General features: G+C 69.8%; 21 protein-coding genes and 4 tRNA genes. 22 read left to right on the top strand and 3 right to left on the bottom strand.

Annotated features, from left to right (window positions below):
- Positions 1-2: 2 nt before the first annotated feature.
- Together trpE and ACS5PV_RS01790 are read right to left on the bottom strand one after the other, a co-directional pair.
- Positions 3-1,517 (bottom strand): anthranilate synthase component I, encoded by a 1,515-nt coding sequence (gene trpE / locus ACS5PV_RS01795; RefSeq protein ID WP_455393660.1) that lies wholly within the window; start codon positions 1,515-1,517, stop codon positions 3-5.
- Entirely contained in the window at positions 1,517-3,421 is a 1,905-nt protein-coding gene (locus tag ACS5PV_RS01790) for a SurA N-terminal domain-containing protein (protein WP_455393659.1), read from the bottom strand. Before ACS5PV_RS01790 ends, trpE begins: the two co-directional genes overlap by 1 nt.
- 209 nt (positions 3,422-3,630) lie before the next feature.
- Between ACS5PV_RS01790 and tpiA the strand changes: the two genes are divergently transcribed.
- Complete coding sequence (gene tpiA, locus ACS5PV_RS01785) at positions 3,631-4,392, top strand: triose-phosphate isomerase (RefSeq protein WP_455393658.1); 762 nt, start codon at positions 3,631-3,633, stop codon at positions 4,390-4,392.
- 200 nt (positions 4,393-4,592) lie between these two features.
- On the opposite strand, the gene ACS5PV_RS01780 is transcribed toward tpiA, so the two are convergent.
- Positions 4,593-4,668, bottom strand: a tRNA-Val gene (locus ACS5PV_RS01780).
- A gap of 225 nt (positions 4,669-4,893) precedes the next feature.
- Here ACS5PV_RS01780 and ACS5PV_RS01775 point away from each other — a divergent pair.
- The 21 genes from ACS5PV_RS01775 (at position 4,894) to ACS5PV_RS01675 (ending at position 26,208) form a co-directional block, all read left to right on the top strand.
- Positions 4,894-4,970 (top strand) — tRNA-Asp (locus ACS5PV_RS01775).
- A 45-nt stretch (positions 4,971-5,015) separates the two neighbouring features.
- A tRNA-Asp gene (locus tag ACS5PV_RS01770) sits at positions 5,016-5,092 on the top strand.
- A 58-nt stretch (positions 5,093-5,150) separates the two neighbouring features.
- Positions 5,151-5,227 (top strand) — tRNA-Asp (locus ACS5PV_RS01765).
- 142 nt (positions 5,228-5,369) lie between these two features.
- Positions 5,370-7,037, top strand: a complete 1,668-nt coding sequence (locus ACS5PV_RS01760; RefSeq protein ID WP_455393657.1) for a methyl-accepting chemotaxis protein — start codon at positions 5,370-5,372, stop codon at positions 7,035-7,037.
- An 87-nt stretch (positions 7,038-7,124) separates the two neighbouring features.
- Entirely contained in the window at positions 7,125-7,679 is a 555-nt protein-coding gene (locus ACS5PV_RS01755) for a CAP domain-containing protein (RefSeq protein WP_455393656.1), read from the top strand.
- A gap of 319 nt (positions 7,680-7,998) precedes the next feature.
- Positions 7,999-8,364, top strand: a complete 366-nt coding sequence (locus ACS5PV_RS01750) for an NADH-quinone oxidoreductase subunit A (protein WP_048431993.1) — start codon at positions 7,999-8,001, stop codon at positions 8,362-8,364.
- Positions 8,365-8,415: 51 nt separating this feature from the next.
- The gene (locus ACS5PV_RS01745) at positions 8,416-8,997 is read left to right on the top strand and encodes a NuoB/complex I 20 kDa subunit family protein (protein ID WP_455393655.1); all 582 of its coding nucleotides are present in this window, start codon (positions 8,416-8,418) and stop codon (positions 8,995-8,997) included.
- A 9-nt stretch (positions 8,998-9,006) separates the two neighbouring features.
- Positions 9,007-9,669 (top strand): NADH-quinone oxidoreductase subunit C, encoded by a 663-nt coding sequence (locus ACS5PV_RS01740; protein ID WP_455393654.1) that lies wholly within the window; start codon positions 9,007-9,009, stop codon positions 9,667-9,669.
- 6 nt (positions 9,670-9,675) lie between these two features.
- Positions 9,676-10,866: an NADH-quinone oxidoreductase subunit D gene (locus tag ACS5PV_RS01735; protein ID WP_455393653.1), complete on the top strand. Its 1,191-nt coding sequence runs from the start codon at positions 9,676-9,678 to the stop codon at positions 10,864-10,866.
- Between the two features lie 59 nt (positions 10,867-10,925).
- Entirely contained in the window at positions 10,926-12,014 is a 1,089-nt protein-coding gene (gene nuoE, locus ACS5PV_RS01730) for an NADH-quinone oxidoreductase subunit NuoE (RefSeq protein WP_455393652.1), read from the top strand.
- Positions 12,015-12,060: 46 nt separating this feature from the next.
- A complete protein-coding gene (gene nuoF, locus ACS5PV_RS01725) occupies positions 12,061-13,362 on the top strand; it encodes an NADH-quinone oxidoreductase subunit NuoF (protein ID WP_099905378.1) in 1,302 nt (433 codons plus the stop codon).
- Between the two features lie 99 nt (positions 13,363-13,461).
- Positions 13,462-15,543: an NADH-quinone oxidoreductase subunit NuoG gene (gene nuoG, locus ACS5PV_RS01720; protein ID WP_455393651.1), complete on the top strand. Its 2,082-nt coding sequence runs from the start codon at positions 13,462-13,464 to the stop codon at positions 15,541-15,543.
- A gap of 13 nt (positions 15,544-15,556) precedes the next feature.
- The gene (gene nuoH / locus ACS5PV_RS01715; RefSeq protein WP_455393650.1) at positions 15,557-16,579 is read left to right on the top strand and encodes an NADH-quinone oxidoreductase subunit NuoH; all 1,023 of its coding nucleotides are present in this window, start codon (positions 15,557-15,559) and stop codon (positions 16,577-16,579) included.
- Positions 16,580-16,602: 23 nt separating this feature from the next.
- Positions 16,603-17,091, top strand: coding sequence for an NADH-quinone oxidoreductase subunit NuoI (nuoI, locus tag ACS5PV_RS01710; RefSeq protein ID WP_048431985.1), 489 nt, complete (start codon positions 16,603-16,605; stop codon positions 17,089-17,091).
- Between the two features lie 162 nt (positions 17,092-17,253).
- Positions 17,254-17,874: an NADH-quinone oxidoreductase subunit J gene (locus ACS5PV_RS01705; RefSeq protein WP_455393649.1), complete on the top strand. Its 621-nt coding sequence runs from the start codon at positions 17,254-17,256 to the stop codon at positions 17,872-17,874.
- 105 nt (positions 17,875-17,979) lie between these two features.
- Positions 17,980-18,285, top strand: a complete 306-nt coding sequence (nuoK, locus tag ACS5PV_RS01700) for an NADH-quinone oxidoreductase subunit NuoK (protein ID WP_048425446.1) — start codon at positions 17,980-17,982, stop codon at positions 18,283-18,285.
- Positions 18,286-18,367: 82 nt separating this feature from the next.
- Positions 18,368-20,527: an NADH-quinone oxidoreductase subunit L gene (gene nuoL / locus ACS5PV_RS01695; protein WP_455393648.1), complete on the top strand. Its 2,160-nt coding sequence runs from the start codon at positions 18,368-18,370 to the stop codon at positions 20,525-20,527.
- A 22-nt stretch (positions 20,528-20,549) separates the two neighbouring features.
- Positions 20,550-22,070 (top strand): NADH-quinone oxidoreductase subunit M, encoded by a 1,521-nt coding sequence (locus ACS5PV_RS01690; RefSeq protein WP_455393647.1) that lies wholly within the window; start codon positions 20,550-20,552, stop codon positions 22,068-22,070.
- A 10-nt stretch (positions 22,071-22,080) separates the two neighbouring features.
- Positions 22,081-23,526 (top strand): NADH-quinone oxidoreductase subunit NuoN, encoded by a 1,446-nt coding sequence (nuoN, locus tag ACS5PV_RS01685; RefSeq protein ID WP_455393646.1) that lies wholly within the window; start codon positions 22,081-22,083, stop codon positions 23,524-23,526.
- Positions 23,527-23,530: 4 nt separating this feature from the next.
- Positions 23,531-24,331, top strand: coding sequence for a biotin--[acetyl-CoA-carboxylase] ligase (locus ACS5PV_RS01680; RefSeq protein WP_455393645.1), 801 nt, complete (start codon positions 23,531-23,533; stop codon positions 24,329-24,331).
- 203 nt (positions 24,332-24,534) lie between these two features.
- Entirely contained in the window at positions 24,535-26,208 is a 1,674-nt protein-coding gene (locus ACS5PV_RS01675; protein WP_455393644.1) for a ribonuclease J, read from the top strand.
- Positions 26,209-26,315: the final 107 nt, after the last annotated feature.

Here is a 26,315-nt window from a genome sequence, read left to right as displayed (position 1 = left end):
GCCTACTGCCCCCGCCGCGCCTGCGCGGCGAACCGCACCGCCTCCTCCGCCGCCCGGAACAACGCCTTGGCCTTGTTCACGCATTCCTGCTGCTCGGAGGCCGGATCGGAATCGTGCACGATGCCCGCACCCGCCTGGACGTGCATCCGCCCGTCCTTAACGATGGCGGTGCGCAGCACGATGCAGGTGTCCATCTGGCCGTCGGCGCCGAAATAGCCGATGCAGCCGCCGTAGGGCCCGCGCTTCTCGCGCTCCAGCTCGTCGATGATCTGCATCGCCCGCACCTTGGGCGCGCCCGAGACCGTGCCGGCGGGAAAGCCCGCGGCCAGTGCCGAGAGGGCGTCGTGGCGCGCGTCGAGGCGGCCCTCGACGTTCGACACGATGTGCATGACCTGGCTGTAGAATTCGAGGAAGAACGAATCCGTCACCCGCACGCTGCCGATCTCCGCGACGCGGCCGACGTCGTTGCGGCCGAGGTCGAGCAGCATCAGGTGCTCGGAGCGCTCCTTGGGGTCGGCGAGCAGCTCGTCGGCGAGCGCGCGATCCTCCTCCGGCGTCGCGCCGCGGCGGCGGGTGCCGGCGATCGGGCGGATGGTCACCGCGCCGTCGCGCACCCGGACCAGGATCTCGGGCGACGAGCAGACGATCTGGAAATCGCCGAAATCGAGGTAGCACAGGAACGGTGCCGGGTTGACCCGTCGCAGCGAGCGGTAGAGCGCGAGCGGCGGTAGCGTGAACGGCGCCTCGAAGCGCTGCGACAGCACCACCTGGAAGATGTCGCCGGCGGCGATGTACTCCTTGGCGCGCGCCACCATGCTCAAGAAATCGTCGGGGGCGACGTTCGAGACCGCGGACGGCGCGGGGATCTCGGTCGGGTTCTGCCGCGCCTCGACCGGCAGCGGGCCCTCCAGCGCGTCGGCGGCGCGCTCCAGCCGCGCCATCGCCGCCTCGTAGGCCGCCTTCGCCGAGAGGCCGGGGAGGGGGCGGATCGGCGCCACGAGGGCGATCTCGTCGCGCACGGCGTCGAAGATCACCATCACGGTCGGGCGGACCAGAATCGCGTCCGGCACCCCGATCGGGTCGGGATGGGGCGCGTCGAGCCGCTCCATCTCGCGCACCATGTCGTAGCCGAGATAACCGAACAGGCCCGCCGCCATCGGGGGCAGGCCGGGTTCGGCGGGGATCGCGCTCTCGGCGATCAGCGCCCGCAGGCTGTCGAGGGGCGCAGCCTCCTCGGGCGCGAAGGCGGCGAGGTTGGGCGCGCTGGCGCGCTCGGCCCGGCCCCCGGCGCAGCGCCAGATCAGGTCGGGATCGAGCCCGATCATCGAGTAGCGGCCGCGCACGGCGCCGCCCTCGACCGATTCGAGCAGGAAGGCTGCGCCCTCGCGTCCCGCCTTCAGCTTCAGGAAGGCGGCGACCGGGGTCTCGAGATCGGCCACCAGGGTGGCGCGCAGGAGGACCGGGCGGTCCTCGGCATAGGCCGCCGCGGCGGCCTCCGGGGAGGGGGCGACGAGCATCAGTATTCGCCGCCGATGGCGCGACGGAACGCGCCCTCGTTGACCGAGACGCCGGCCTGCCTCTGCACGTCGGCGATGTACTGGGCGAGCACGTCGTCGGCGAGCGCCGTGCGGTACTGCTGCTCCACCGCCACCGCGCTCGCCGCGCTCGGCACGAAGGCCGGCACCGTGGCGCTCGTCACGCGGAACACAACCCGGGCGGTGGCCTCGCCGGACGCGGTGCCCGACTTGCCCACCGGCGTCGCGAACAGGCGGGCGACGCTCTCGGTCGAGAGGCCGTCGCGGCCGCGGCCGCGGGCGATGTCGGTCGCGGTCTTCGCCTCCTGGCCGAGGGACTTCGCCACCTCCTCGATCGCCTCGCCCTTGTCGAGCCGCTCGGTCGCCTCGCGGGCCTTGGCGGCCAGGCGCCGGGAGACCTCGTCGGCCTTCCACTGCGCCACCACCGCGTCGCGGACCTCAGGCAGCGGCTTGTCGTGGGCCGGGTCGATCTTCGTCACGTCGTACCAGACGTAGCCGCCCGAGCGGGTGCGCAGGGCCTCGTTGTCGGCGCCCATGTCGCTGCGGAAGATCGCCGCGAGCGTCGCGTCCTTGTCGGGGATCGCCTCGACCGCCTTGCCCTGCGGGTCGCGCCCTTGCGCGTCGACGGCGGGCACGGTGACGAGGGACAGACCCTGCTCGCGGGCGATGTCGGCGAGGGGCTTTGCGCCCGCGCGCTGGTCCTCGATCGCGTCGTGGACCTTCTCCAGGCCGTCGCGGGCCTTCTCCAGGGCAATCTCCTGGCGCACCTCGCCGGCCACCTCCTCGAAGGGCTTGCGGGCGCCGGGCTGCACCGCGGTCACCCGCAGGAGCACCGTGCCGAAGCGGCCCTTGACCGGCTCGCTCACCGCGTTCGGCTCGGCCGCGAAGGCGGCATCCGCCACCGCCGGATCGAACAGCTCGGACCGGGCGAAGGTGCCGAGATCGAGCGCCTTGGCGTCGAGGCCGCGCTCGGTCGCGACCTGGTCGAAGGTCGCCTCGCCGCTGCGGATGCGGGCGAGGGCGGCCGCCGCGTCGGCGTCGTTCGGGAACACGATCTGCTGGATCGAGCGCTTCTCGGGAGTGCCGAAGCGGCTCTTCTCGGATTCGTAGCGGGCGCGGGCCTCCGCGTCGGTCACGGCGTCGGTCTTTGCCAGCGTCGCCGGGTCGAGGACGAGCAGGTTCACGCTGCGGGTCTCGGGCGCCCGGAAGGCGCTCTTGCGCTCGGTGTAGAAGGTGTTCACCTCCTCGTCGGTCGGGGCCGGGATCTCGCCCGCGGCCGCATCCGGCAGGGTGAAGTAGGACGCCGCGCGGCGCTCGGCGGTGTAGCGGTGGATCGCCTCGCGGGCGGCGAGCGGCACCGGCAGCTCGGCGGTGATCGCGTCGGCGAGCTGGAGGCGGGCGGCGACCGCGCGCTGCTCCTGCACGAAGCCCTGCTCGGTCAGGCCGGCCTGGCGCAGGGTATCGCGAAACGTGTTGACGTCGAAGGTGCCGTTCGGGCCCTTGAAGGCCGGCTCCTCCTGGATCAGCCGCACCACCGCGGCGTCCGGGATGCGGAGCCCGAGGTCCTTCGTCTTCTGGTCGAGGGAGGCCTCGGTGATGAGCTGGGCCAGCACCTGCCGGTCGAGGCCGAGCGCCCGGGCCTGGTCCGGGGTGATCGGCCGGCGGCTCTGGCGCGACAGGCGCTGGAGCTGGTTCTGGTAGGCGGTGCGCAGGGCCTCGGCAGGAATCTGCGTGCTGCCGACGGTGGCGACCGCGTTGCTGCCGCCGCCCCGGAAGATGTCGCCGATGCCGAAGATGGCGAGGCCCGCGATCAGGAGGCCGAACACCACCGTCACCACGATCTTGCCGAGCCAGCTCTGGCTGGCGGCGCGGAACCCCTGGAGCATCGCGATCCTCGAAGAAACCATGGGGGCGCCTGCCGCGAGGGGGCGCCCGATCCGGCCGCGATACCGCATAAGCGCCGCAAGGCAAAGTGCGGGGCAAGGACCGGGGCTCGGAGCCGGTTTGCCGCCCGGCAACGGACCTGTTACCCGGCAACGCTTGGCGACGACGGCGTCGTCGATGACGACGCTTGGTGACGATCCGGGGAGAGACGATGACGACCGAACGGCCGCGCCCGCTGGTGGCGGGAAACTGGAAGATGAACGGCCTCCAGGCCTCGCTGAAGGTGGCCGAGGCCGTCCGCGACGGCCTCGATGCCGGGCTCAAGCACCGCATCGACGTACTGGTCTGCCCGCCCGCGACCCTGGTGGGCGCGATCGCTGCGGCACTGAAGGGCTCGGCCGTGCAGGTCGGCGGGCAGGACGTGCACGCCGAGGCGAGCGGGGCGTACACGGGCAACGTCTCGGCCGAGATGCTGGCGGATCTCGGCGCCACCTACACCATCGTCGGCCATTCCGAGCGCCGGGCCTACCACCACGAGAGCGACGCCGACATCCGCGCCAAGGCGCTCGCCGCCCGCCGGGCCGGGCTTACGGCGATCATCTGCGTCGGCGAGACCCGCGAGGAGCGCGAGGCCGGGCGGACGCTCGAGATCGTGCGCGGCCAGCTCGCCGGCTCGCTGCCCGACGGCGCGACGAGCGCCGATACCGTGATCGCCTACGAGCCGGTCTGGGCGATCGGCACCGGGCTCACCCCGACGGTGGACGACGTCGCCGAGGTGCACGCGCTGATCCGCAAGGAACTGGAGGGCCGGCTCGGCGCGGACGGCGCCAAGGTGCGCATCCTCTACGGCGGCTCGGTGAAGCCCTCGAACGCGGCCGAGCTGATGGGCGTCGCCGACGTCGACGGCGCGCTCGTGGGCGGGGCGAGCCTGAAGGCGGAGGACTTCCTGGGGATCGCGGCGGCGTATCGCTGAGGTCGGCCCTCGGGATTCCGCCTGCACGGGATCCCGCCTGCACTTGCCAGCTCTCCCCGTCATCCCGGAGCCGCGGCAGCGGAGCCCGGGGCGACGGGGGACCGTCAAGAGACCGTGAGCGGGCATTCGGCTGTCGCGCCGCTCGGTCGTCGTTCGGCCGACCAACCGGTACCGATGGAGGACGCGCGCCGCGGAAATCCTGGTGGGCGGTGACGGGCTCGAACCGCCGACCCTCTCGGTGTAAACGAGATGCTCTACCAACTGAGCTAACCGCCCGGATGCGGGCATCGTTAAGGCGCCTTTGCCGCGAGTGCAAGGTTCCGTGTGTGCAAGGCTTCGCGTCTACGGCACCTCGCGCGCGCGGGCGGGTCGCGTGCGAGGGGCGGCAGTGCCCGGTCTCCGGCCCCTCGCCGACCCCCTCCCGACTTTCTTGAGCCGGCGGCTTGACAGGGTAGGGGGCTCCCCATACACCGCGGCCATCGCAGCACTGCGAGACGCCGGGCGGACGTAGCTCAGTCGGTTAGAGTGCCGGCCTGTCACGCCGGAGGTCGCGGGTTCGAGCCCCGTCGTCCGCGCCACTTCCCTCGACGGAAAAGGCGTTTCTGTAGTGCATAGCGCCCTGTGCGGACGTAGCTCAGTCGGTTAGAGTGCCGGCCTGTCACGCCGGAGGTCGCGGGTTCGAGCCCCGTCGTCCGCGCCACTTCCCTCGTCGTGGGAAGGTCAGCCCGAGGGCTGAAGGGTTCATGCGAGCACGCCGCGCGGGCGTAGCTCAGTTGGTTAGAGTGCCGGCCTGTCACGCCGGAGGTCGCGGGTTCGAGCCCCGTCGCCCGCGCCACTCGATCCATATTCTTCCGCCGATCTGACGTTGGGGTAAGGCACTCTCAAGCATCGCTGCCCTATGGTCCCGCCGGATGAGGTGGGGATCGACGATGTCTTGGTCGCGGGTGTCTTGGTCGTCGAAGGTATCCTGGTCGCACATGAGCGTGAGCCGGAAGTTCGCCGTGATGATGGCGGCGGCGGTGATCGGCTTCTGTGCCGTGGCGGCCTACGCCCTGCGGGCCAACTACGATAGCCTGATCGTCGAGCGGGTCGCCAAGATGCGTGCTCTCTCCGACGTGGCGCTTTCCGCCGCCACGAGCCTCGAGGCGCAGGTCAGGGCCGGCGCGATGACCCGCGAGGCGGCGCTCGCGGCGTTCCGCAGCCGCGCCAACGACATGCGCTTCGAGGGCGACAACTACATCGCGGTCTACGACTTCGCCGGCACCGCCCTGGTGGTCCCGCCCAAGCCCGAATGGGTCGGCAAGGACATGAGCGGCCTGAAGGACGCGAGCGGCATGCTCCTCGTCAAGGCGATCACCGACATTGCCCGGTCCGGCACGCCCGGCACCCTGCGCTACGTCTTCCCGCGCCCGGGCGGCACCACCCACGAGCCGAAGCTGAGCTACATCCAGGGCTTCGCGCCGTGGGCGATCGCGATCTTCACCGGCGTCTACATCGACGACATCGAGGCCGCGTTCTGGCACGACGCCCTGTGGCTCTGCGCCATCGCGGGCGCGGCCCTCGTCGGCGTCGGCGTGCTCGGGGTGCTCGGCTGGCGCTCCATCGTCGGCGGGCTCGAAGGCCTGATCGGGACCACCGCGGCACTCGCGCAGGGCCGCTACGACCTCGCGGTGCCCGGCACCGGGCGGCGCGACGAGATCGGCGGCATCGCCCGCGCCATCGACGGCTTCCGGATCGTCCTCATGGAGCGCGAGACGCTGGCGGCCGAGCGCGATGCCAGCGAGGCGCAGGCCCGCCGCGCCACGCAGATGAGCCGGTCGGTCGAGACATTCGAGAGCAAGGTGGCGGACGTGCTGGCGCAGGTCGATGCCGCAGCCCGGGACCTCGACGCGACGGCGCGCGTCCTGTCCGGCACCGCAGCCGCCGCGGCCGGGCGGGCCGGCACGGCGGCCACCTCGGCGGCGGGGGCGTCCCGCGAGGCCGGCGGCCTCGCGGAGGCGGCCGACGAACTCGGCCGCTCGGTCGCGGCGGTCGGCGCGGACGTGCGCGAGGCGGCGGCGATGGCGCGGGACGCGGTGACCGGGACCGACCGCACGGCGGCGGTGATGCAGAGCCTGAGCGAGGCGGCCGGCCGCATCGGCAACGTGGTCTCGGTGATCGCCGGCGTCGCCTCGCAGACGAACCTGCTGGCGCTGAACGCCACGATCGAGGCCGCACGAGCCGGGGAGGCGGGGCGCGGCTTCGCGGTGGTCGCCGCGGAGGTCAAGCAGCTCGCCGGGCAGACCGACCGGGCGACGCAGGAGATCGCCGCCCAGGTCGCGGCGATCCAGGACACGACGCGCCAGGCCGCCGGCGCGATGGGCGAGATCGCGGCCCAGGCCCGCGCGATCAGCGGCGTCTCGACCCGGGTCGCCGCGGCGGTCGAGGCGCAGGTCGGTGCCACGCAGACGATCGTGTCGGGCGTGGCGCAGGCCGCCTCCGGCACCGCCCATGTGAGCGGCTCGATCGAGGGGCTCGCCCTCGACGCGGAGGCGACCGGCGAGTCCGCCCGGCAGGTGCTCGCCGCCGCCGGCACGGTGGCGCGGCAATCGGCCAGCATCGGGGCCGAGGTGAACCGCTTCCTCGCGACGCTCCGGGCCGCGTGATGCGACGGGACCGCCCCGAAAATCTCCACAATCGCCCGACAGGTGGCGCCCTCGCGCGCCGCCGCGTGTCCAGGGCTTCGAGAGACGATGTCGCATCCGTTCCGTTCGACGGTTCCCGCTGATCCCACGGCAGGCGTGCCGCGGCGCGGCCTCGCGACGACCGTTCTCGCCGGTGCCCTCGGCGCCGCGGCGCTGGTGCTCGCCGGGTGCAGCGGCTCGGCGATCCTGCCCGCGCCCGACCTGCCGACCACGCCGGTGATCCTCGACGAGGCGGCGGCGGCGGCGGCGATCTCGCGCTACCGGGCGAGCCACGGCCTCGGGCCGGTGGTGATCGATTCCTCGCTGATCCGCGCCGCCTCCTACCAGGCCGAATCCAATGCGCGGGCCGGCCAGCTCTCGCACGAGGTCGGCGGCACCTTCGACGCGCGCCTCAAGCGCGCCGGCTTCGGCGGTCGCTACGCCGCCGAGAACCTGAGCGCGGGATCGGCCACCTTCGACGAGGTGCTGAAGCGCTGGCAGGTCTCGCCCGAGCACAACCGGAACATGCTGATGCCGCAGGTCAAGCGGGTCGGCATCGCCCGGGTCGATGCGCCCGGCAGCCGCTACAAGCGGTTCTGGGCACTGATCCTGTCGGACGGCTGAACGAGCGCCGCCGCAGCGCGAGATCGGGTGAAAAGCCCGCAAAACACCCCGGAAGGGCAGGGGCCTGCGACGATCCTCCCCGCCCGCTGGTCCCTTCCGGGCGTTGTGCGTGAGGCATGAGCCCCTATCTTGCGTGCAGACGTTCGCGGTTTGTGCGGTGCGAACGCCCCTTGTTTCGTAATACCCGCTCGTTTAAGCCTCGCGCACCTTCCGGGCTTTGGAACCGTTCCGAGAACGGCCCCGGCGGCCGGGTTTTGCCCGGGCACGCGCCAAGGCTCGCGCTCACCCAAGGCCTCGCGCCTACCCTTGAGGATGCTCGATGAACGGCCTCCTGTCGGATTACCTGCCGCTGGTGATCTTCATCGGCGTGTCCCTCTTCATCGCGGCGGCGCTCCTCGTGGCCCCCTTCCTGGTGGCCTACAACAGCCCGGACCCAGAGAAGCTCTCGGCCTACGAGTGCGGGTTCAACGCCTTCGACGACGCGCGCATGAAGTTCGACGTGCGCTTCTACCTCGTCGCCATCCTGTTCATCATCTTCGATCTCGAAGTGGCCTTCCTGTTCCCATGGGCGATCACCTTCGGGGACCTCGGCTGGTTCGGCTTCTGGTCGATGATGGTCTTCCTCGGCGTGCTGACCGTCGGCTTCGTCTACGAGTGGCGCAAGGGCGCCCTCGAGTGGGACTAGAAGCCTAGACCGTCGCAGCCGCCCCCGAGACGAGAAGCACCGGACCCCGCCATGTCCCTCACCACCGTCCGCGCCCCGACGATCGCGCCGCAGCCGAAGGGGATCCTCGATCCCGCCACCGGCAAGCCGATCGGCGCCAACGACCCGACCTTCCTGACGATCAGCGACGAGCTCGCCGATCGCGGCTTCCTGCTGACCACCGCCGACGATCTCATCACCTGGGCCCGCACCGGCTCGCTGATGTGGATGACCTTCGGGCTGGCCTGCTGCGCCGTCGAGATGATGCAGATGTCGATGCCGCGCTACGATTGCGAGCGCTTCGGCTTCGCGCCCCGCGGCTCGCCGCGCCAGTCCGACGTGATGATCGTCGCCGGCACGCTGACCAACAAGATGGCGCCGGCGCTGCGCAAGGTCTACGACCAGATGCCGGAGCCGCGCTACGTGATCTCGATGGGCTCCTGCGCCAACGGCGGCGGCTACTACCACTACTCGTACTCGGTGGTGCGCGGCTGCGACCGGGTGGTGCCGGTCGACATCTACGTTCCGGGCTGCCCGCCGACCGCCGAGGCGCTGCTCTACGGCGTGCTGCTGCTGCAGAAGAAGATCCGTCGCACCGGCACCATCGAGCGCTGAGGCTGGCCCATGAGCAACGGCATCACCATCCGCGCCCATACCCAGACCGAGGCCGGCGACGACGCGCTCCGCGCCCTCTCCGACCGGCTCGCCGAGACCCTGGGCGCAGCGATCACCGATCGCGCGCTGACCTTCGGCGAGCTGACGCTCATCGTCGAGGGCTCCGAGATCGTGCGGGTGCTCACCCACCTGCGTGACGATCCAGCTTGCGCCTTCTCGACCTTCATCGACATCTGCGGCGCCGACTACCCGGGCCGGGCCAAGCGCTTCGACGTCGTCTACCACCTGCTGTCGATGCGCCATAACCGGCGCATCCGCGTGAAGGTGCAGACCGACGAGCGCACCCCGGTCCCGACCGCGATTCCGGTCTTCCCGGCGGCGAACTGGTACGAGCGCGAGGCCTACGACCTCTACGGAATCCTGTTCTCGGGTCATCCGGACCTACGCCGGCTGCTCACCGATTACGGCTTCGAGGGCCATCCGCTGCGCAAGGACTTCCCGCTCACCGGCTTCGTCGAGGTCCGCTACGACCAGGACGAGGCCCGGGTTGTCTACGAGCCCGTGCGACTGACGCAGGAATTCCGCAACTTCGACTTCCTCTCGCCCTGGGAAGGCACCGACTACGTGCTGCCGGGCGACGAGAAGGCCGACAAGGCACCGGCGAAAGGCTGAGCCGACATGGGCGAGCACAGCATCCGCAACTTCTCGATCAACTTCGGCCCGCAGCACCCGGCGGCGCACGGCGTGCTGCGCCTCGTGCTGGAGCTCGACGGCGAGGTGGTCGAGCGGGTCGACCCGCATATCGGCCTCCTCCACCGCGGCACCGAGAAGCTGATCGAGGTCAAGACCTACCTCCAGGTCACGCCGTACTTCGACCGGCTCGACTACGTCGCGCCGATGAACCAGGAGCACGCCTTCTGCCTCGCCATCGAGCGCATGCTCGGCGTCGAGGTGCCGCGCCGCGCCAAGCTGATCCGCACGCTCTACTGCGAGATCGGCCGGCTCCTGTCGCACCTCCTCAACGTCACCACGCAGGCGATGGACGTCGGCGCCCTCACGCCCCCGCTCTGGGGCTTCGAGGAGCGCGAGAAGCTGATGATCTTCTACGAGCGCGCGTCGGGTGCGCGGCTCCACGCCAACTACTTCCGGCCGGGCGGCGTCCACCAGGACCTGCCGCCGAGCCTGATCGACGACATCGAGGCGTTCTGCGAGACCTTCCCGCAGGTGGTCGACGACCTCGACCACCTCGTGATGGGCAACCGCATCTTCAAGCAGCGCAACGTCGACATCGGCATCGTCACCGTCGAGGAGGCGCTGGCCTGGGGCTTCTCGGGCGTGATGGTGCGCGGCTCCGGCATCCCGTGGGACCTGCGCAAGTCGCAGCCCTACGAGGCCTATGCCGAGATGGAGTTCGACGTCCCCGTGGGGAAGAACGGCGACACCTACGATCGCCAGGTCATCCGCATGGAGGAGATGCGCCAGTCGGTGCGCATCATGAAGCAGTGCATCGCCAAGCTGCGCGAGCCGGCCGGCCAGGGGCCGATCGCGACGCAGGACGGCAAGGTCGCGCCGCCGCCGCGGCGCGAGATGAAGCGCTCGATGGAGGCGCTCATCCACCACTTCAAGCTCTACACCGAGGGCTTCCACGTCCCGGCCGGCGAGGTCTACGCCGCGGTCGAGGCGCCCAAGGGCGAGTTCGGCGTCTACCTCGTCGCCGACGGCACCAACAAGCCGTACCGCTGCAAGATCCGCGCTCCGGGTTTCGCCCACCTCCAGGCGATGGACTGGATGTGCCGCGGCCACCTGCTGGCGGACGTGTCGTGCATCCTCGGCACGCTCGACATCGTGTTCGGCGAGGTGGACCGGTAACGGCGTTCGCGCCCGTGCCCGCACCCGCCGGAGACGTATGAGACATGGACGTTTGAGACATGGCCAACCGCAGACTTGCCCCGGTATCCGAGCAGCCCGAGAGCTTCGCGTTCACGGCTGAGAACGCCGAATGGGCCAAGGGGCAGATCGCCAAGTACCCGGAGGGGCGCCAGGCCTCGGCGGTGATCCCGCTCCTGTGGAAGGCGCAGGAGCAGAACGGCGGCTGGCTGCCTCGAGCCGCGATCGAGGCGGTGGCCGACCAGCTCGGCATGCCGCATATCCGCGTGCTGGAGGTCGCGACCTTCTACACGATGTTCGCCCTCGAGCCGGTCGGCCGCTACTGGATCCAGGTCTGCGGCACCGCGCCCTGCGACGTCTGCGGCGCCCGCGAGCTGAAGCAGTACCTGCACGAGCGGCTCGGCCCCTCGGGCCATGTCAGCCCGGACGGCAACTTCTCCTGGCTCGAGGTCGAGTGCCTGGGCGCGTGCTGCAACGCCCCGATGGCGCAGATCAACCACGACTACTACGAGGATCTCACGCCTGAGCTCCTCGGCAAGCTCATGGACGACCTCGCGGCCGGCCGCCCGGTGAAGACCGGCTCGCAGATCGGCCGCGTCTCCTCGGAGCCGAAGGACGCGGTCACGACCCTCAAGGACGAGACCCTGTTCGACGGCTCGCGCGTGGGCGCCTGGCGCAAGCGCTTCGAGGAGGAGGGCCTGAAGGAGCAGGGCGCCGACACGACCGGCGAGAAGGCCCGCACCGAGGCCTCCGCGGCCGAGAGCCCGAAGGCGGCCCGTCCCGATGCCGGCCGTCCGATGGAGAGCAAGGCGGCGGCGACCCCGGCTCAAGGGGCGGTCGACCCGAAGTCGGACAAGGGCGAGGTGACGCCGGACCGCACCACGGTCGCGGTGCCCCGCACAGGTCCCGAGACCGTCGGCGCGCCGCAGAGCGGGCGCTCCTACACCATGACCCCGGTCAAGCCCGAGGAGGGCCGTCCGGTGGCGGCGGCGAAGGGTACGACGCCCGAGGCCGGCGCCGAGCCGGCGACCGCACCGGGGAAGACCGACGGATCGCAGGCCAAGCCCGTCGGCATCACCAACGCGGACAAGGCTGCCGACAAGGGCCCGCCGGGCCCCAAGGCGAAATAATTCGATATGATGTCCCCTTTCACAGCAGGCCTGTAGGACGATCGCCATGCTCGCCGATCAGGATCGGATCTTCACCAACCTCTATGGTCTCCACTCCCCCGGTCTCGAGGCCGCGAAGAAACGCGGCGCGTGGGACGGCACCAAGTTCCTGCTCCAGCAGGGCCGGGACTGGATCATCGAGGAGATGAAGAAATCGGGCCTGCGCGGCCGCGGCGGCGCCGGCTTCCCCACCGGCCTGAAGTGGTCCTTCATGCCGAAGAAGTCGGACGGACGGCCGCACTACCTCGTGGTCAATGCCGACGAGTCCGAGCCGGGCACCTGCAAGGACCGGGAGATCATGCGGCACGACCCGCATCTCCTGATCGAGGGCTGCATGCTGGCGTGCTTCGCCATGGGCGCGCATGCCTGCTACATCTACATCCGCGGCGAGTACGTCGCCGAGAAGCACGCGCTCCAGCGCGCGGTGGATGAAGCCTACGCCGCCCGCCTCGTCGGCGAGAGCAACGTCCACGACTACCCCTTCGACATCTACGTCCACCACGGCGCCGGCGCCTATATCTGCGGCGAGGAGACGGCGCTGATCGAGAGCCTGGAGGGCAAGAAGGGGATGCCGCGGCTGAAGCCGCCGTTCCCGGCCAATATGGGCCTCTACGGCTGCCCGACGACGGTGAACAACGTCGAGTCGATCGCGGTGGCCGGCACGATCCTGCGCCGCGGCGGCGCGTGGTTCGCGGGCCTCGGCCGGCCAGGCAATACCGGCACCAAGCTGTTCTGCATCTCGGGCCACGTCAACAAGCCCTGCAACGTCGAGGAAGAACTCGGCATCACCTTCCGCGAGCTGATCGACCGGCATTGCGGCGGCATGCGCGGCGGCTGGGACAACCTGCTCTGCTCGATCCCCGGCGGCTCCTCGGTGCCGCTGGTGCCGGCCGCCGAGATCATCGACGCGCCGATGGACTTCGACACGCTGAAGAACCTGAAGTCGGGTCTCGGCACCGCCGCCGTGATGGTGTTCGACAAGTCGACCGACATGGTCGCGACGATCGCCCGCATCGCGTACTTCTACAAGCACGAGTCCTGCGGCCAGTGCACCCCGTGCCGCGAGGGCACCGGCTGGATGTGGCGCGTGATGCTGCGCATGGCCGAAGGCCGGGCGCAGAAGCGCGAGATCGACATGCTGCTCGACGTGACGAAGCAGATCGAGGGCCACACGATCTGCGCCCTCGGCGACGCCGCGGCCTGGCCGATCCAGGGCCTGATCCGGCACTTCCGCCCGGAGATCGAGAAGCGCATCGACCGCTACACCGCCAACCCGCACCCAACCCCGGTGCCGATGGCGGCGGAGTGAGCCCGTGTCGCTGAGCACCCACCTTGTGTCGCCTTCACGGTTCGCCGGCCTGGCGCGCGGAGACGCGCGCGCCGCGGACCTCGCCCGAGAGTTGACCGCATGACCAAGATCCTCGTCGACGGCATCGAGGTCGATGTCCCGCCGGACTACACCCTGCTCCAGGCCTGCGAGGTCGCGGGCGCCGAGATCCCGCGCTTCTGCTTCCACGAGCGGCTGTCGATCGCCGGCAATTGCCGCATGTGCCTGGTCGAGCTGAAGGGCGCGCCCAAGCCCGTCGCCTCCTGCGCCTGGGCCGTGCGCGATTGCCGCCCGGGCCCGAACGGCGAGCCGCCGGCGGTGTCGACCAAGTCGGCCCTAACCAAGAAGGCCCGCGAGGGGGTGATGGAGTTCCTCCTCATCAACCACCCGCTCGACTGCCCGATCTGCGACCAGGGCGGCCACTGCGACCTGCAGGACCAGGCGATGGCCTACGGGGTCGACTCGACCCGCTACGGCGAGAACAAGCGCGCCGTCGAGGAGAAGTATATCGGCCCGCTCGTGCGGACCGCGATGAACCGCTGCATCCACTGCACCCGCTGCGTCCGCTTCCTGGCAGAAGTCGCCGGCGTGCCGGATCTCGGCGCCATCGGCCGCGGCGAGGACATGGAGATCACCTCCTACCTCGAGCGCGCGATGGAGTCGGAGCTGCAGGGCAACGTCGCCGACCTGTGCCCGGTCGGCGCGCTCGTGCACAAGCCGCAATCGTACAACATCCGCCCCTGGGAGCTGAACAAGACCGAGTCCGTCGACGTGATGGACGCGGTCGGCTCGGCGATCCGCGTCGACACCCGCGGCCGCGAGGTGATGCAGATCGAGCCGCGGGTGAACGAGGACATCAACGAGGAGTGGATCTCCGACAAGACCCGTCACGTCGTCGACGGCCTGCGCCTCCAGCGCCTCGACCGGCCGTACCTGCGCGAGAACGGTCGCCTGCGCCCCGCCTCCTGGGCCGAGGCGTTCGGCGCCATCGCGGCCAAGCTCAAAGGCGCGGACCCCAAGCGCGTCGGCGCGATCGTCGGTGACCTCGCGGGCGTCGAGGAGATCTTCGCGCTCAAGACCCTGATGGGCTCGCTCAAGGTCCAGAATCTCGATTGCCGCCAGGACGGCGCGATGATCGATCCGGCCTGGGGCCGGGCCTCCTACACCTTCGGGCCGGGCATCGCCGGCATCGAGCAGGCGGACGCGATCCTGATCGTCGGCGCCAACCCGCGCACCGAGGCCTCGCTCCTCAACGCCCGCATCCGCAAGCGCTGGCGCCTGTCGCCGATGCAGATCGGCGTGATCGGCGAGGACGTCGACCTCACCTATCCCCACACCTATCTCGGGGCCGGGCCGGAGACGCTGGCCGAGGTGGCGGCGGGCCGTCACAGCTTCGCGGAAGGCTTCAAGGCCGCCGAGCGGCCGCTGGTCATCGTCGGCCAGGCGGCGCTGGCCCGTCCGGATGGCGCGGCGCTCCTCGCCGCCGTCGCCAAGATGGTGCAGGGTCTCGGGCCGAAGGCCGAGGGCTGGAGCGGGCTCGGCATGCTCCAGAACGCCGCCGCCCGCGTCGGCGCCCTCGATCTCGGATTCGTGCCGGGGGAGGGCGGTCTGACCTTCGCCGAGATGGCGCAAGGAGGCGCCCTCGACGTGCTGTTCAACCTCGGCGCCGACGAGGTCGAGGTCGGTCCGGGCGCCTTCGTGATCTACCAGGGCACGCACGGCGACAAGGGCGCCCACCGCGCCGACGTGATCCTGCCGGGCGCGGCCTACACCGAGAAGTCGGCGACCTACGTCAACCTCGAGGGCCGGGTGCAGCTCGCCAACCGGGCTGCCTTCCCGCCGGGCGACGCCCGCGAGGACTGGGCGATCCTGCGCGCCCTGTCGGACGTGCTGGGTCACCGCCTGCCGTTCGACTCGCTGCCGACGCTGCGCAAGGCGCTCTACGCCGCGCACCCGCACTTCGCCGGCATCGACCAGATCGCACCGAGCGACGGCGTCGCCGCGCTGGCGACCCTGGCCGGCCTGTCGGGCGAGCCCGGCCGCGAGCCGTTCCGGCCCGCGATCGCCGATTTCTATCTCACCAACCCGATCGCCCGCGCCTCGCGGGTGCTCGCCGAGTGCTCGGGTCTCGCCCGCGGGCGGGCCCTCGAAGCGGCGGAATGAGGAGCACCGACCGATGACCGTCTGGGAGGTGCTCGGCACCGTCCTCCTCATTGCGCTGAAGAGCGTCGTGCTGCTGGTGGCACTGCTCGTCTTCATCGCCTACGCGCTGCTCGCAGACCGCAAGATCTGGGCGGCGGTGCAGCTGCGCCGCGGCCCGAACGTGGTCGGGCCCTGGGGCCTGTTCCAGTCCTTCGCCGACCTCCTAAAGTTCGTGCTGAAGGAGCCGGTGATACCGGCGGGCGCCAACAAGAGCCTCTTCCTGCTGGCGCCGCTGATCTTCGCCACCCTGGCGCTCGCCTCCTGGGCGGTGATCCCGCTCGCCGAAGGCTGGCCGATCGCCGACATCAACGTCGGCATCATCTACATCTTCGCGATCTCGTCGCTCGGCGTCTACGGCGTCATCATGGGCGGCTGGGCCTCGAACTCGAAATACGCCTTCCTCGGCGCGCTGCGCTCGGCGGCCCAGATGGTGTCGTACGAGGTCTCCCTCGGCTTCGTGATCGTCACGGTGCTGATGTGCGCCGGCTCACTCAACCTGTCGCAGATCGTGCGGGCGCAGGACACCTCGCTCGGGGTCCTCGGCTGGTACTGGCTGTGGCTGTTCCCGATGTTCGTGGTGTTCTTCATCTCGGCGCTCGCCGAGACGAACCGCCCGCCCTTCGACCTGCCCGAGGCCGAATCCGAGCTCGTCGCCGGCTACATGGTGGAGTACTCCTCCACCCCGTACCTGTTGTTCATGCTCGGCGAGTACGTCGCCATCGTCACGATGTGCGCTCTCGGCACGATCCTGTTCCTCGGCGGCTGGCTCTCGCCGATCCCGTTCGCGCCCTTCACCTGGGTGCCGGGCCTGATCTGGTTCGCGCTCAAGGCCAGCTTCCTGTTCTTCATGATCGCCATGGTGAAGGCCATGGTGCCGCGCTACCGCTACGACCAGCTCATGCGGCTGGGCTGGAAGGTCTTCCTTCCGCTCTCGCTCGTCATGGTGTTCGTCGTCGCCTTCGTCCTGAAGCTGACCGGCCTCGCGCCGGTCTCCTGACCCCAACCGTCGGAGAACGAGCCATGAAGCTCGACCAGGTCGCCCGCGGCCTGCTGTTGAAGGAGTTCGTCACCGGGTTCGCCCTGGCGATGCGCTACTTCTTCAAGCCCAAGGCGACGATCAACTACCCCTTCGAGATGGGCCATCGCGGCCCGCGCTTCCGCGGCGAGCACGCCCTGCGGCGCTACCCCAACGGGGAAGAGCGCTGCATCGCCTGCAAGCTGTGCGAGGCGGTGTGTCCGGCCCAGGCCATCACCATCGAGGCCGGCCCGCGCCGCAACGACGGCACGCGGCGCACCACGCGCTACGACATCGACATGGTGAAGTGCATCTATTGCGGCATGTGCCAGGAGGCCTGCCCGGTGGACGCCATCGTCGAGGGGCCGAACTTCGAGTTCTCGGTGGAGACCCGCGAGGAGCTGCTCTACGACAAGGCCAAGCTTCTCGAGAACGGCGACCGCTGGGAACGCGAGATCGCCCGCAACATCGCGGCCGACGCGCCCTACCGCTAGCGCCGCGAGCCGGGGGTGGGCGCCGCGCCCTCCCTCCATAAAACCGACGAGACATTCGCCGCTCCCCGGTTGTGCGCCGCGGGGGCGGGTTCTATAGACGAGCCGCCGGCACGCTCCGGGGGTCGGGCAGGAGGCCGCCGCCAGGCGGCATGAATTCAGCGCATGACCGCAGCCGCCGCCTTCTTCTATCTGTTCGCCGCGATCACCGTCGCCTCGGGCTTCATGGTGATCGCCTCGCGCAACCCCGTCGTTTCGGTGCTCTTCCTCATCCTCGCCTTCGTGAACGCCGCCGGGCTGTTCGTGCTGATGGGGGCGGAGTTCCTGGCCATGCTCCTGGTCGTGGTCTATGTCGGCGCCGTCGCGGTGCTGTTCCTCTTCGTCGTGATGATGCTCGACGTCGATTTCGCGGCGATGCGCCAGGGCTTCCAGGACTACCTGCCGGTCGGCGGGCTGATCGGCGCGGTGTTCCTGGTCGAGCTGCTCCTCGTCGTCGGCTCCTGGACGATCGATCCGGGCCTCGTCCACGGCCCGCTGGCGGTGACGCCCGGCCCCGACGCGATCACCAACACGCAGGCCTTGGGTCTCGTTCTCTACACCAACTACTTTTTCTTCTTCCAGGTCGCCGGCCTGATCCTGCTGGTCGCGATGATCGGTGCGATCGTGCTGACCCTGCGCGACCGGCCGGGCGTCAAGCGCCAGGACATCGCGATCCAGAACGCCCGCACCCAGGCCGACGCCGTCGAGGTGCGCCACGTGCCCACGGGCCAGGGCGTCGAGGTCTGAGAAGTTCGTGCGGGGCTCTGGCAGCCTCGCGAGGATGACGACACGAGCGGCGGGGCGCTTCGCGCCTCGCGACGGGAAGGCGGCCGCCCGCGGCCGAGAGGCACGATGATCGGTTTGAGCCATTACCTGACGGTCGCCGCGATCCTGTTCACCCTCGGGGTGCTCGGCATCTTCATCAACCGCAAGAACATCATCGTCATCCTGATGTCGGTCGAGCTGATCCTGCTCGCCGTCAACATCAACCTGGTGGCGTTCTCGACCCATCTCGGCGACATCGTCGGCCAGGTCTTCGCCCTGTTCGTCCTGACGGTCGCCGCCGCCGAGGCCGCGATCGGCCTCGCCATCCTGGTGGTATTTTTCCGCAACCGCGGCTCGATCGCCGTCGAGGACGTCAACATGATGAAGGGCTGACGCGGCTCCGCCAGAGCCCACAGCCCTTTACCCCTGAACCAGAGCCGCAGCGGCAAGAGCCACGCGAGGCCGGACCCCGAGCATGTACCACGCGATCGTCTTCCTGCCCCTGATCGGCTTCCTCATCGCCGGCGTGTTCGGGCGCCGCATCGGCCCGCGGGCCAGCGAGGTGGTGACCACCGGCATCCTCGTCTTCGTGGCGCTGCTCTCCTGGGTCGCCTTCTTCGAGGTGACCGGCGGGCACGGCCACGGCGCCGTGAAGCACCACGTCGCGACCTGGTTCTCCGCCGGCGGCCTCACGGTCGACTGGGCCTTCCGGGCCGACACGCTCACCGCGGTGATGCTGGTCGTGGTCAACAGCGTCTCGGCGCTCGTGCACCTCTACTCGATGGGGTACATGCACGAGGATCCGCACCGGCCGCGGTTCTTCGCCTACCTGTCGCTGTTCACCTTCGCCATGCTGATGCTGGTGACGTCGGACAACCTCGTCCAGATGTTCTTCGGCTGGGAGGGCGTCGGCCTCGCCTCCTACCTGCTGATCGGCTTCTGGTACGAGAAGCCCTCGGCCAACGCCGCGGCGATGAAGGCGTTCATCGTCAACCGCGTCGGCGATTTCGGCTTCTCGCTCGGCATCTTCCTCTGCTTCGTGCTGTTCGGCGCGGTCTCCTACGACGCCATCTTCGCCAAGGTGCCGGAGTTCAAGGACGCGACGTTCCACCTGCTCGGCTACGACTGGAACGCGCTGACCATCTGCTGCCTGCTGCTGTTCATGGGCGCGATGGGCAAGTCGGCGCAGTTCCTGCTGCACACCTGGCTGCCGGACGCGATGGAGGGCCCGACCCCGGTCTCGGCGCTGATCCACGCCGCCACCATGGTGACCGCCGGCGTGTTCATGGTCGCCCGCCTGTCGCCGCTCTTCGACGCCGCGCCGAACGCGCTCATCGTCGTCACGGTGATCGGCGGCATCACGGCCTTCTTCGCCGCCACCGTCGGCCTCGTGCAGAACGACATCAAGCGCGTCATCGCCTACTCGACCTGCTCGCAGCTCGGCTACATGTTCGTCGCTCTGGGTGTGGGCGCCTACGCGGCGGGCGTGTTCCACCTCTTCACCCACGCCTTCTTCAAGGCGCTGCTGTTCCTCGGCGCCGGCTCGGTCATCCACGCGATGCACCACGAGCAGGACATGCGGAACATGGGTGCTCTGCGGCGCTACATCCCGTTCACCACCGCCATGATGGCGATCGGGACGCTCGCGCTCATCGGCTTCCCGTTCACCGCCGGCTTCTACTCGAAGGACGCCATCATCGAGGCGGCCTACATGTCGACCCGGCCGGGCCACGTGCTGGCCTTCCTGGCGACCGTCATCGCGGCCTTCTTCACCTCGTTCTACTCCTGGCGCCTGTTCTTCATGACCTTCGAGGGGCCTGCCCGCTGGCAGGACGCCCATGCGCATGGCGACAGCCACGCCCACGGCCATGACGACCACCACGCCGACGCGCATGCGGCCCACGCTCCGGTGCTTGCCCATGCTTCGGCTCATGCTTCTTCGGTCATCGCCGACGGCGCGCCGGGCCACCACGAGGGCGTCGCGCACGACAACAAGGGCCACGACGTCGAGCCGGCCTCGCATTCGGCGATCGAGCACCACGACCACCACGCTCATACCCCGCACGAGAGCCCCAAGGTGATGACGATCCCGCTGGCGATCCTCGCCTTGGGTGCGCTCTTCGCCGGCCTCGTGTTCAAGAACCGCTTCATCGGCGAGGGCATGGACGAGTTCTGGAAGGGCGCGCTGGCGCACGGCCCCGACAACCACATCATGCACGACATCCACAACGCGCCGGGCTGGGTGCAGAACTCGCCCTTCGTGATGCTGGTGCTGGGCTTCCTGCTCGCCTACTGGATGTACATCCGCCGGCCGGGATCGGCGCACCAACTCGCCGAGAGCCAGCCGCTGCTGTACCGCTTCCTGCTCAACAAGTGGTACTTCGACGAGATCTACGACCGGATCTTCGTCCGCCCGGCCAAGGGCTTCGGCGAGTTCCTGTGGCGGGTCGGCGACGGCCGCATCATCGACGGGATGGGCCCGAACGGCATCGCCGCCCGCGTCGTCGACATCACCCGCGGCGTGGTCCGTTTCCAGACCGGCTACGTCTACCACTACGCCTTCGTGATGCTGGTCGGCGTCGCTGCCCTGGTGAGCTGGTACCTGATGACCGGCGTCTCCGCGGCCACCCACTGACCTGACCGGAGAACAGAGAATCATGCTCGGCCTCGGGATCCTCTCCGGCCTCCTCATCCTGCCGCTCGTCGGCGCCGCGTTCATCCTGACGCTTCGCGGCGACGACGAGTCGGTTCGGCGCAACGCCCGCTGGGCGGCGCTCATCGCGACGCTCGCCACCTTCCTGCTGTCGCTCGTCGCCTGGGGCCGCTACGACGCCTCGACCGCGCAGTTCCAGCTCGTCGAGACCCATGCCTGGCTGACCGACACGATCCGGTTCAAGCTCGGCGTCGACGGCTTCTCGATGCCGCTGGTGCTGCTCACCACCTTCCTGATGCCGTTCTGCGTCGGCGCCTCCTGGCTCTCGATCGAGCACCGGGTGAAGGAGTACTTCGTCGCGTTCCTGGTCCTCGAGACCACGATGATCGGCGTGTTCTGCGCCCTCGACCTGGTGCTGTTCTACCTGTTCTTCGAGGCCGGCCTGATCCCGATGTTCCTCATCATCGGCATCTGGGGCGGCAAGCGCCGGATCTACGCGTCGTTCAAGTTCTTCCTCTATACCCTGCTCGGCTCGGTGCTGATGCTGCTCGCCATCATGGCGATGTACTGGCAGGCCGGCACGACCGACATCCCGACCCTGCTCCAGACCCGCTTCCCGGCGAACATGCAGATCTGGCTCTGGCTCGCCTTCTTCGCCTCCTTCGCGGTGAAGATGCCGATGTGGCCGGTCCATACCTGGCTCCCCGACGCCCACGTCGAGGCGCCGACCGCCGGCTCGGTCATCCTGGCGGGCATCCTCCTGAAGATGGGCGGCTACGGCTTCATCCGGGTCTCGCTGCCGATGTTCCCGGATGCCTCGCACTACTTCGCCCCGATGGTCTACACGCTGTCGGTGGTGGCGATCATCTACACCTCGCTGGTCGCGCTGGTGCAGACCGACATCAAGAAGCTGATCGCCTACTCCTCCGTGGCGCATATGGGCTTCGTGACGCTCGGCCTGTTCACGCTGAACGAGCAGGGCATCCAGGGCGCCCTGTTCCTGATGATCTCGCACGGCATCGTGTCCGGCGCGCTGTTCCTCTGCGTCGGCGTGATCTACGACCGGATGCACACCCGCGAGATCTCGGCCTATGGCGGCCTCGTGAAGCGCATGCCGCTCTACGCGGTGGCCATGATGGTGTTCACCATGGCCAATGTCGGCCTGCCGGGCACCTCGGGCTTCGTCGGCGAGTTCCTGGCGATGATGGGCGCCTTCCGGGCCAACCCGATGGTGTCGTTCTTCTCGGTCATCGGCATCATCCTGTCGGCGGCCTACGCCCTGTGGCTGTTCGCCCGGGTGGTCTACGGCAAGCTCGAGAAGCCGAGCCTCCAGGGGATCACCGACCTCGACCGCCGCGAGATGCTGATCCTCGCCCCGCTCGTGGTGCTGACGATCTACTACGGCGTCCATCCCGGCCCGATCCTCGACGTCTTCGCGCCCTCGACCGACGCGCTGATGCAAGGCCTGCGCGCCGCCCTCTCCACGACCCAGACCGCTGCCGCGGCCCTGCCGGTCCCGCACTGAGTTCTTCGCGATGAACGCCGCTCAGATCGTCATGCCCGCCATCGGGCCCGCCCTGCCGGAGCTGATCCTCTCGGTCGGCGTCCTGGTGCTGATCCTCTACGGGGCCTTCAGGGGCGAACGCTCCACCGAGGGCGTCAGCGTCGGGGCCCTGATCCTGCTGATCCTCGCGCTCTTCGCCGTGGTCAGCCAGCCCTTCGGAGCCAAGGTCACCACCTTCAACGGTTCCTTCATCGTCGACGGGTTCGCCCGGGTGATGAAGGCGCTGACCCTCATCGGCTCGGCCGCCGCGATCCTGCTCGCCAAGGAGCATTTCGAGCGCGAGCGCATCGCCCGGTTCGAGTACCCGATCCTGATCGTCCTCTCGACGATCGGCATGATGATCATGGCCTCGGCCAACGATCTGATCGGCCTCTACATGGGCCTCGAGCTGCAGAGCCTGGCGGCCTACGTCATCGCGTCGTTCCACCGCGACGACGTGCGCTCGACCGAGGCCGGCCTGAAGTACTTCGTGCTCGGGGCTCTGTCCTCCGGCATGCTGCTCTACGGCGCCTCGCTCGTCTACGGCTTCACCGGCACCGTGTCGTTCCCGCACATCGCCACCGCGTTGCGCGAGGGCTCGGGCGTCGGCGTGGTGCTCGGCGTGGTGTTCGTCGCCGCCGGCGTGTCGTTCAAGCTCGCCGCCGTGCCGTTCCACATGTGGACGCCGGACGTCTACGAGGGCGCGCCGACCCCGGTCACCGCCTTCTTCGCCTCCGCTCCCAAGATGGCCGCGATGGCGATGGCCGTGCGCGTCTTCATCGGCGCCTTCCCGGTGATCACGCCCGAGTGGCAGCAGATCATCGTGTTCGTGTCGATCGCCTCGATGGCGCTCGGCTCCTTCGCGGCGATCGGCCAGCGCAGCCTCAAGCGCCTGATGGCCTATTCCTCCATCGCCAATGTCGGCTACGCGCTCATCGGGCTCGCGGCCGGCACGCAGGAGGGGGTGCGCGGCGTGGTGATTTACATGGCGATCTACCTCGCCATGACGCTCGGCGCCTTCGCGGTGATCCTGTCGCTGCGCCGCGGCCGGAAGATGTACGAGACCATCGACGACCTGTCGGGCCTGTCGCGCACCCACCCCTGGGTCGCGTTCCTGCTCGCCATGATGATGTTCTCGCTCGCCGGCATCCCGCCGCTCGCCGGGTTCTTCGCCAAGTTCTACGTCTTCGCCGCGGCCATCAAGGCGAACCTCGTGACCCTGGCGGTGATCGGCGTGGTGACCAGCGTCATCGGTGCCTACTACTACCTGCGCCTCGTCAAGGTGATGTACTTCGACGAGCCGGCCGAGGCCTACGAGCCGATGGGCCCGGGCCTGCGGATCGTGCTCGGCCTGTCGAGCGTGGTGGTGCTGCTGTTCTGGCTGATCCCCGCGCCGCTCGTCGGCATCGCCGGCACCGCCGCCAAGTCGCTGTTCTAGGCGGATGACCTTCGTGCTCGACCCCGCGGCGGTCGCCGCGGGATACCGTATCGAGGTCCATGACAGCCTCGGCTCGACGAGCACGCAGGCCCTGGCGCGCGCCCGCGAGGGCGTGCCGGGGCCGCTCTGGGTCGTGACCGCTGAGCAGACCGGCGGCCGCGGCCGGCGCGGCAAGGGCTGGGGCTGGATTGCCGGCAATCACGCGGCGAGCCTGCTCTGGCCGGTCCCGGCGGGCTTGGCGCCGGACCGGGTCGCGACCCTCGGTTTCGTCGCCGGGGTGGCGGTCGAGCGCGCCCTGCGCCGCGCCTGCGGCCCGGGAACCGACGGAAGAACTCCGGATTTCCGGCTCAAATGGCCGAACGACGTGCTGCTCGACGGCGCGAAGCTCGTCGGCATCCTGCTGGAGATGGAGACCCTGCCGGGCCGCAATGCGGTCGTCACGGTCGGGGTCGGCGTCAACGTGACGGGGGCGCCTTCGGGCCTGCCCTACGCGGCGACCTCCCTGGCCGAGGCCGGCTACGCCGTCGACGCGCCGGGACTGTTTCGCCTGCTCACCGGCGCCTGGGTCGAGGCCGAGCTGCTGTGGGACGGGGGCCGGGGCTTTTCGCGCATCCGCGAGGAGTGGCTCGCCTCGGCCGCCGGTCTCGGTGGGCCGGTCAGCGTCCAGTCCGGTGGGCGCATCGTGACGGGAACGTTCGAGACGATCGACGAGGGCGGCCGGCTGGTCGTCCGTCTGCCGGAGGGGGGCCGGGTCGCGGTCTCCGCCGGCGAGGTGCATTTCGGGGCGGCCGCTACGGCGGCCTGACGGGGAGGCTGTCCGGCGCCCGCACGGCGACGACGCTCTCCCCGACACGATCGAAGTCTTCCCGGCGGGGCGCCCCACGGCGTCGCCGCCGCGCGGCCGTTTCCGGCCGCACACGCAACATGACGGCGCCGTGACCGTGACGGCAGACGAGGCCGTTCCTCGAGTGGGACCGCGACGGCGGTCCGTGTGACGATGGATTGGGAATGTCGAACAAGGGAGATGAGCTGATCTTCGTGCCCCTCGGCGGGGTCGGCGAGATCGGCATGAATGCGGGCCTCTACGGCTTCGGTCCGCCGAAGGGCCGCAAGTGGATCATGGTCGACCTCGGCATGGGCTTCGCCAGCGAGGAGCACATGCCGGGCGTCGACCTGATGTACCCGGATCTCAGCTTCGCCGAGGAGCACCGCGAGAACCTGCTCGGCATCCTGATCACCCACGGCCACGAGGACCATATCGGTGCCATCGGCGAGATGTGGCCCAAGCTCAAGGTACCGATCTACGCCACCCGCTTCACCAAGAACCTGATCGAGGCCCGCCGCCTCGGCGAGCCGGGTGCGCCCAAGGTCGACATGCGCGAGGTGCCGGCCGACGGCCGGTTGAACCTCGGGCCGTTCTCGATCGAGTACGTGCCGGTCGCGCACTCGATCCCCGAGGCGAACGCGCTCGCGATCCGCACGCCGCTCGGCCTGGTGCTCCATACCGGCGACTGGAAGCTCGACGACACCCCGGTCGCCGGCAACTCCACCTCGGAGGAGACCTTCACCCGGTTGGGCGAGGAGGGCGTGCTGGCGCTGGTCTGCGACTCGACCAACGTCACCCGCGAGGGCCGCTCGCCGAGCGAGTCGGAGGTCGCCGACCACCTCGCCGAGCTGATCCGCAACTCGCCGCACCGGGTGGCGGTCACGACCTTCGCGTCGAACGTCGCGCGCATGCGCGCCGTCTGCCTCGCCGCGCAGGCCTGCGGCCGCGATGTCGTCGCGGTCGGTCGCGCCATGGACCGGGTGATCGACGTCGCCCGCGAGTGCGGCTACCTCGACGGCCTGCCGGAGATCCGCGGCGCCGAGGCCTACGGCTACCTGCCGCGGGAGAAGGTGGTGGCGCTCCTCACCGGCTCGCAGGGCGAGCCGCGGGCGGCGCTCGCCCGGGTCTCGCGCGACGAGCACCCGGAGATCGCGCTCTCGCCCGGCGACCGGGTGATCTTCTCCTCGCGCGCCATTCCCGGCAACGAGCGGGCGGTCGGGGCGATCATCAACGACCTGATCGAGGCCGGCATCCAGGTCATCACCGACCGCACCGAGCTCGTCCACGTCTCGGGCCACCCGCGGCGTGACGAGATGGCGGCGATGTACCGCTGGACGAAGCCGAAGATCGCCGTGCCGGTCCACGGCGAGGCGCTGCATCTGGCCGAGCACGCCACCTTCGCCCGCAAGCAGGGCGTCGAGCAGGTGGTCAAGGCCCGCAACGGCACCCTGATCCGGCTCGCGCCGGGCGAGCCGGAGATCGTCACCCACGTCAAGAGCGGGCGGATCTACAAGGACGGCAACGTGCTGGTCGATTCGAACGACCGCGCGATCCCGGAGCGGCGCAAGCTCGCCTTCACGGGCATCGTCTCGGTCGCGATCGCGCTCGACAAGAACGGCGAGATCAAGGGCGAGCCCTCGATCGACCTGATGGGCCTGCCGAGCTACGGCCGCAAGGGCGAGGTCGTCATCGACGTGATCGGCGACGCGGTCGAGCGCACGCTCAACAACCTGTCGCGGGTCAAGCGGCGGGACTCGGAAGCGGTGGAGAACGCCGTCGACCGGGCGATCCGCTCGGCCGTCAACGAGGTGTGGGGCAAGAAGCCGGCCTGCCACGTGATGGTGGTGGAGGTGTGAGAGGTATCGTCCTCTGACGCGGCCGGACTTGGCGCGACAACCCTCCCCCCTCTGCGGGGGAGGGTGGCCCCCGGAGGGGGCCGGGAGAGGGGCAGCGCGACGCTCAT

Source organism: Methylobacterium sp. Gmos1 (genome assembly GCF_053764715.1).
This window is presented reverse-complemented; position numbering and strand designations above follow the sequence as displayed.

What these genes read in the sequence shown, in the direction of transcription:
- ACS5PV_RS01790 (WP_455393659.1), bottom strand. Translation starts at nt 3,421, where the DNA reads ATGCTCCAGGGGTTCCGCGCCGCCAGCCAGAGCTGGCTCGGCAAGATC.
- ACS5PV_RS01705 (WP_455393649.1), top strand. Translation starts at nt 17,254, where the DNA reads ATGACCGCAGCCGCCGCCTTCTTCTATCTGTTCGCCGCGATCACCGTC.
- ACS5PV_RS01755 (WP_455393656.1), top strand. Translation starts at nt 7,125, where the DNA reads ATGTCGCATCCGTTCCGTTCGACGGTTCCCGCTGATCCCACGGCAGGC.
- nuoG (WP_455393651.1), top strand. Translation starts at nt 13,462, where the DNA reads ATGACCAAGATCCTCGTCGACGGCATCGAGGTCGATGTCCCGCCGGAC.
- nuoF (WP_099905378.1), top strand. Translation starts at nt 12,061, where the DNA reads ATGCTCGCCGATCAGGATCGGATCTTCACCAACCTCTATGGTCTCCAC.
- tpiA (WP_455393658.1), top strand. Translation starts at nt 3,631, where the DNA reads ATGACGACCGAACGGCCGCGCCCGCTGGTGGCGGGAAACTGGAAGATG.
- ACS5PV_RS01750 (WP_048431993.1), top strand. Translation starts at nt 7,999, where the DNA reads ATGAACGGCCTCCTGTCGGATTACCTGCCGCTGGTGATCTTCATCGGC.
- ACS5PV_RS01675 (WP_455393644.1), top strand. Translation starts at nt 24,535, where the DNA reads ATGTCGAACAAGGGAGATGAGCTGATCTTCGTGCCCCTCGGCGGGGTC.
- nuoL (WP_455393648.1), top strand. Translation starts at nt 18,368, where the DNA reads ATGTACCACGCGATCGTCTTCCTGCCCCTGATCGGCTTCCTCATCGCC.
- ACS5PV_RS01745 (WP_455393655.1), top strand. Translation starts at nt 8,416, where the DNA reads ATGTCCCTCACCACCGTCCGCGCCCCGACGATCGCGCCGCAGCCGAAG.
- nuoI (WP_048431985.1), top strand. Translation starts at nt 16,603, where the DNA reads ATGAAGCTCGACCAGGTCGCCCGCGGCCTGCTGTTGAAGGAGTTCGTC.
- nuoN (WP_455393646.1), top strand. Translation starts at nt 22,081, where the DNA reads ATGAACGCCGCTCAGATCGTCATGCCCGCCATCGGGCCCGCCCTGCCG.
- ACS5PV_RS01760 (WP_455393657.1), top strand. Translation starts at nt 5,370, where the DNA reads ATGAGCGTGAGCCGGAAGTTCGCCGTGATGATGGCGGCGGCGGTGATC.
- ACS5PV_RS01680 (WP_455393645.1), top strand. Translation starts at nt 23,531, where the DNA reads ATGACCTTCGTGCTCGACCCCGCGGCGGTCGCCGCGGGATACCGTATC.
- nuoK (WP_048425446.1), top strand. Translation starts at nt 17,980, where the DNA reads ATGATCGGTTTGAGCCATTACCTGACGGTCGCCGCGATCCTGTTCACC.
- nuoE (WP_455393652.1), top strand. Translation starts at nt 10,926, where the DNA reads ATGGCCAACCGCAGACTTGCCCCGGTATCCGAGCAGCCCGAGAGCTTC.
- nuoH (WP_455393650.1), top strand. Translation starts at nt 15,557, where the DNA reads ATGACCGTCTGGGAGGTGCTCGGCACCGTCCTCCTCATTGCGCTGAAG.
- ACS5PV_RS01735 (WP_455393653.1), top strand. Translation starts at nt 9,676, where the DNA reads ATGGGCGAGCACAGCATCCGCAACTTCTCGATCAACTTCGGCCCGCAG.
- ACS5PV_RS01690 (WP_455393647.1), top strand. Translation starts at nt 20,550, where the DNA reads ATGCTCGGCCTCGGGATCCTCTCCGGCCTCCTCATCCTGCCGCTCGTC.
- ACS5PV_RS01740 (WP_455393654.1), top strand. Translation starts at nt 9,007, where the DNA reads ATGAGCAACGGCATCACCATCCGCGCCCATACCCAGACCGAGGCCGGC.
- trpE (WP_455393660.1), bottom strand. Translation starts at nt 1,517, where the DNA reads ATGCTCGTCGCCCCCTCCCCGGAGGCCGCCGCGGCGGCCTATGCCGAG.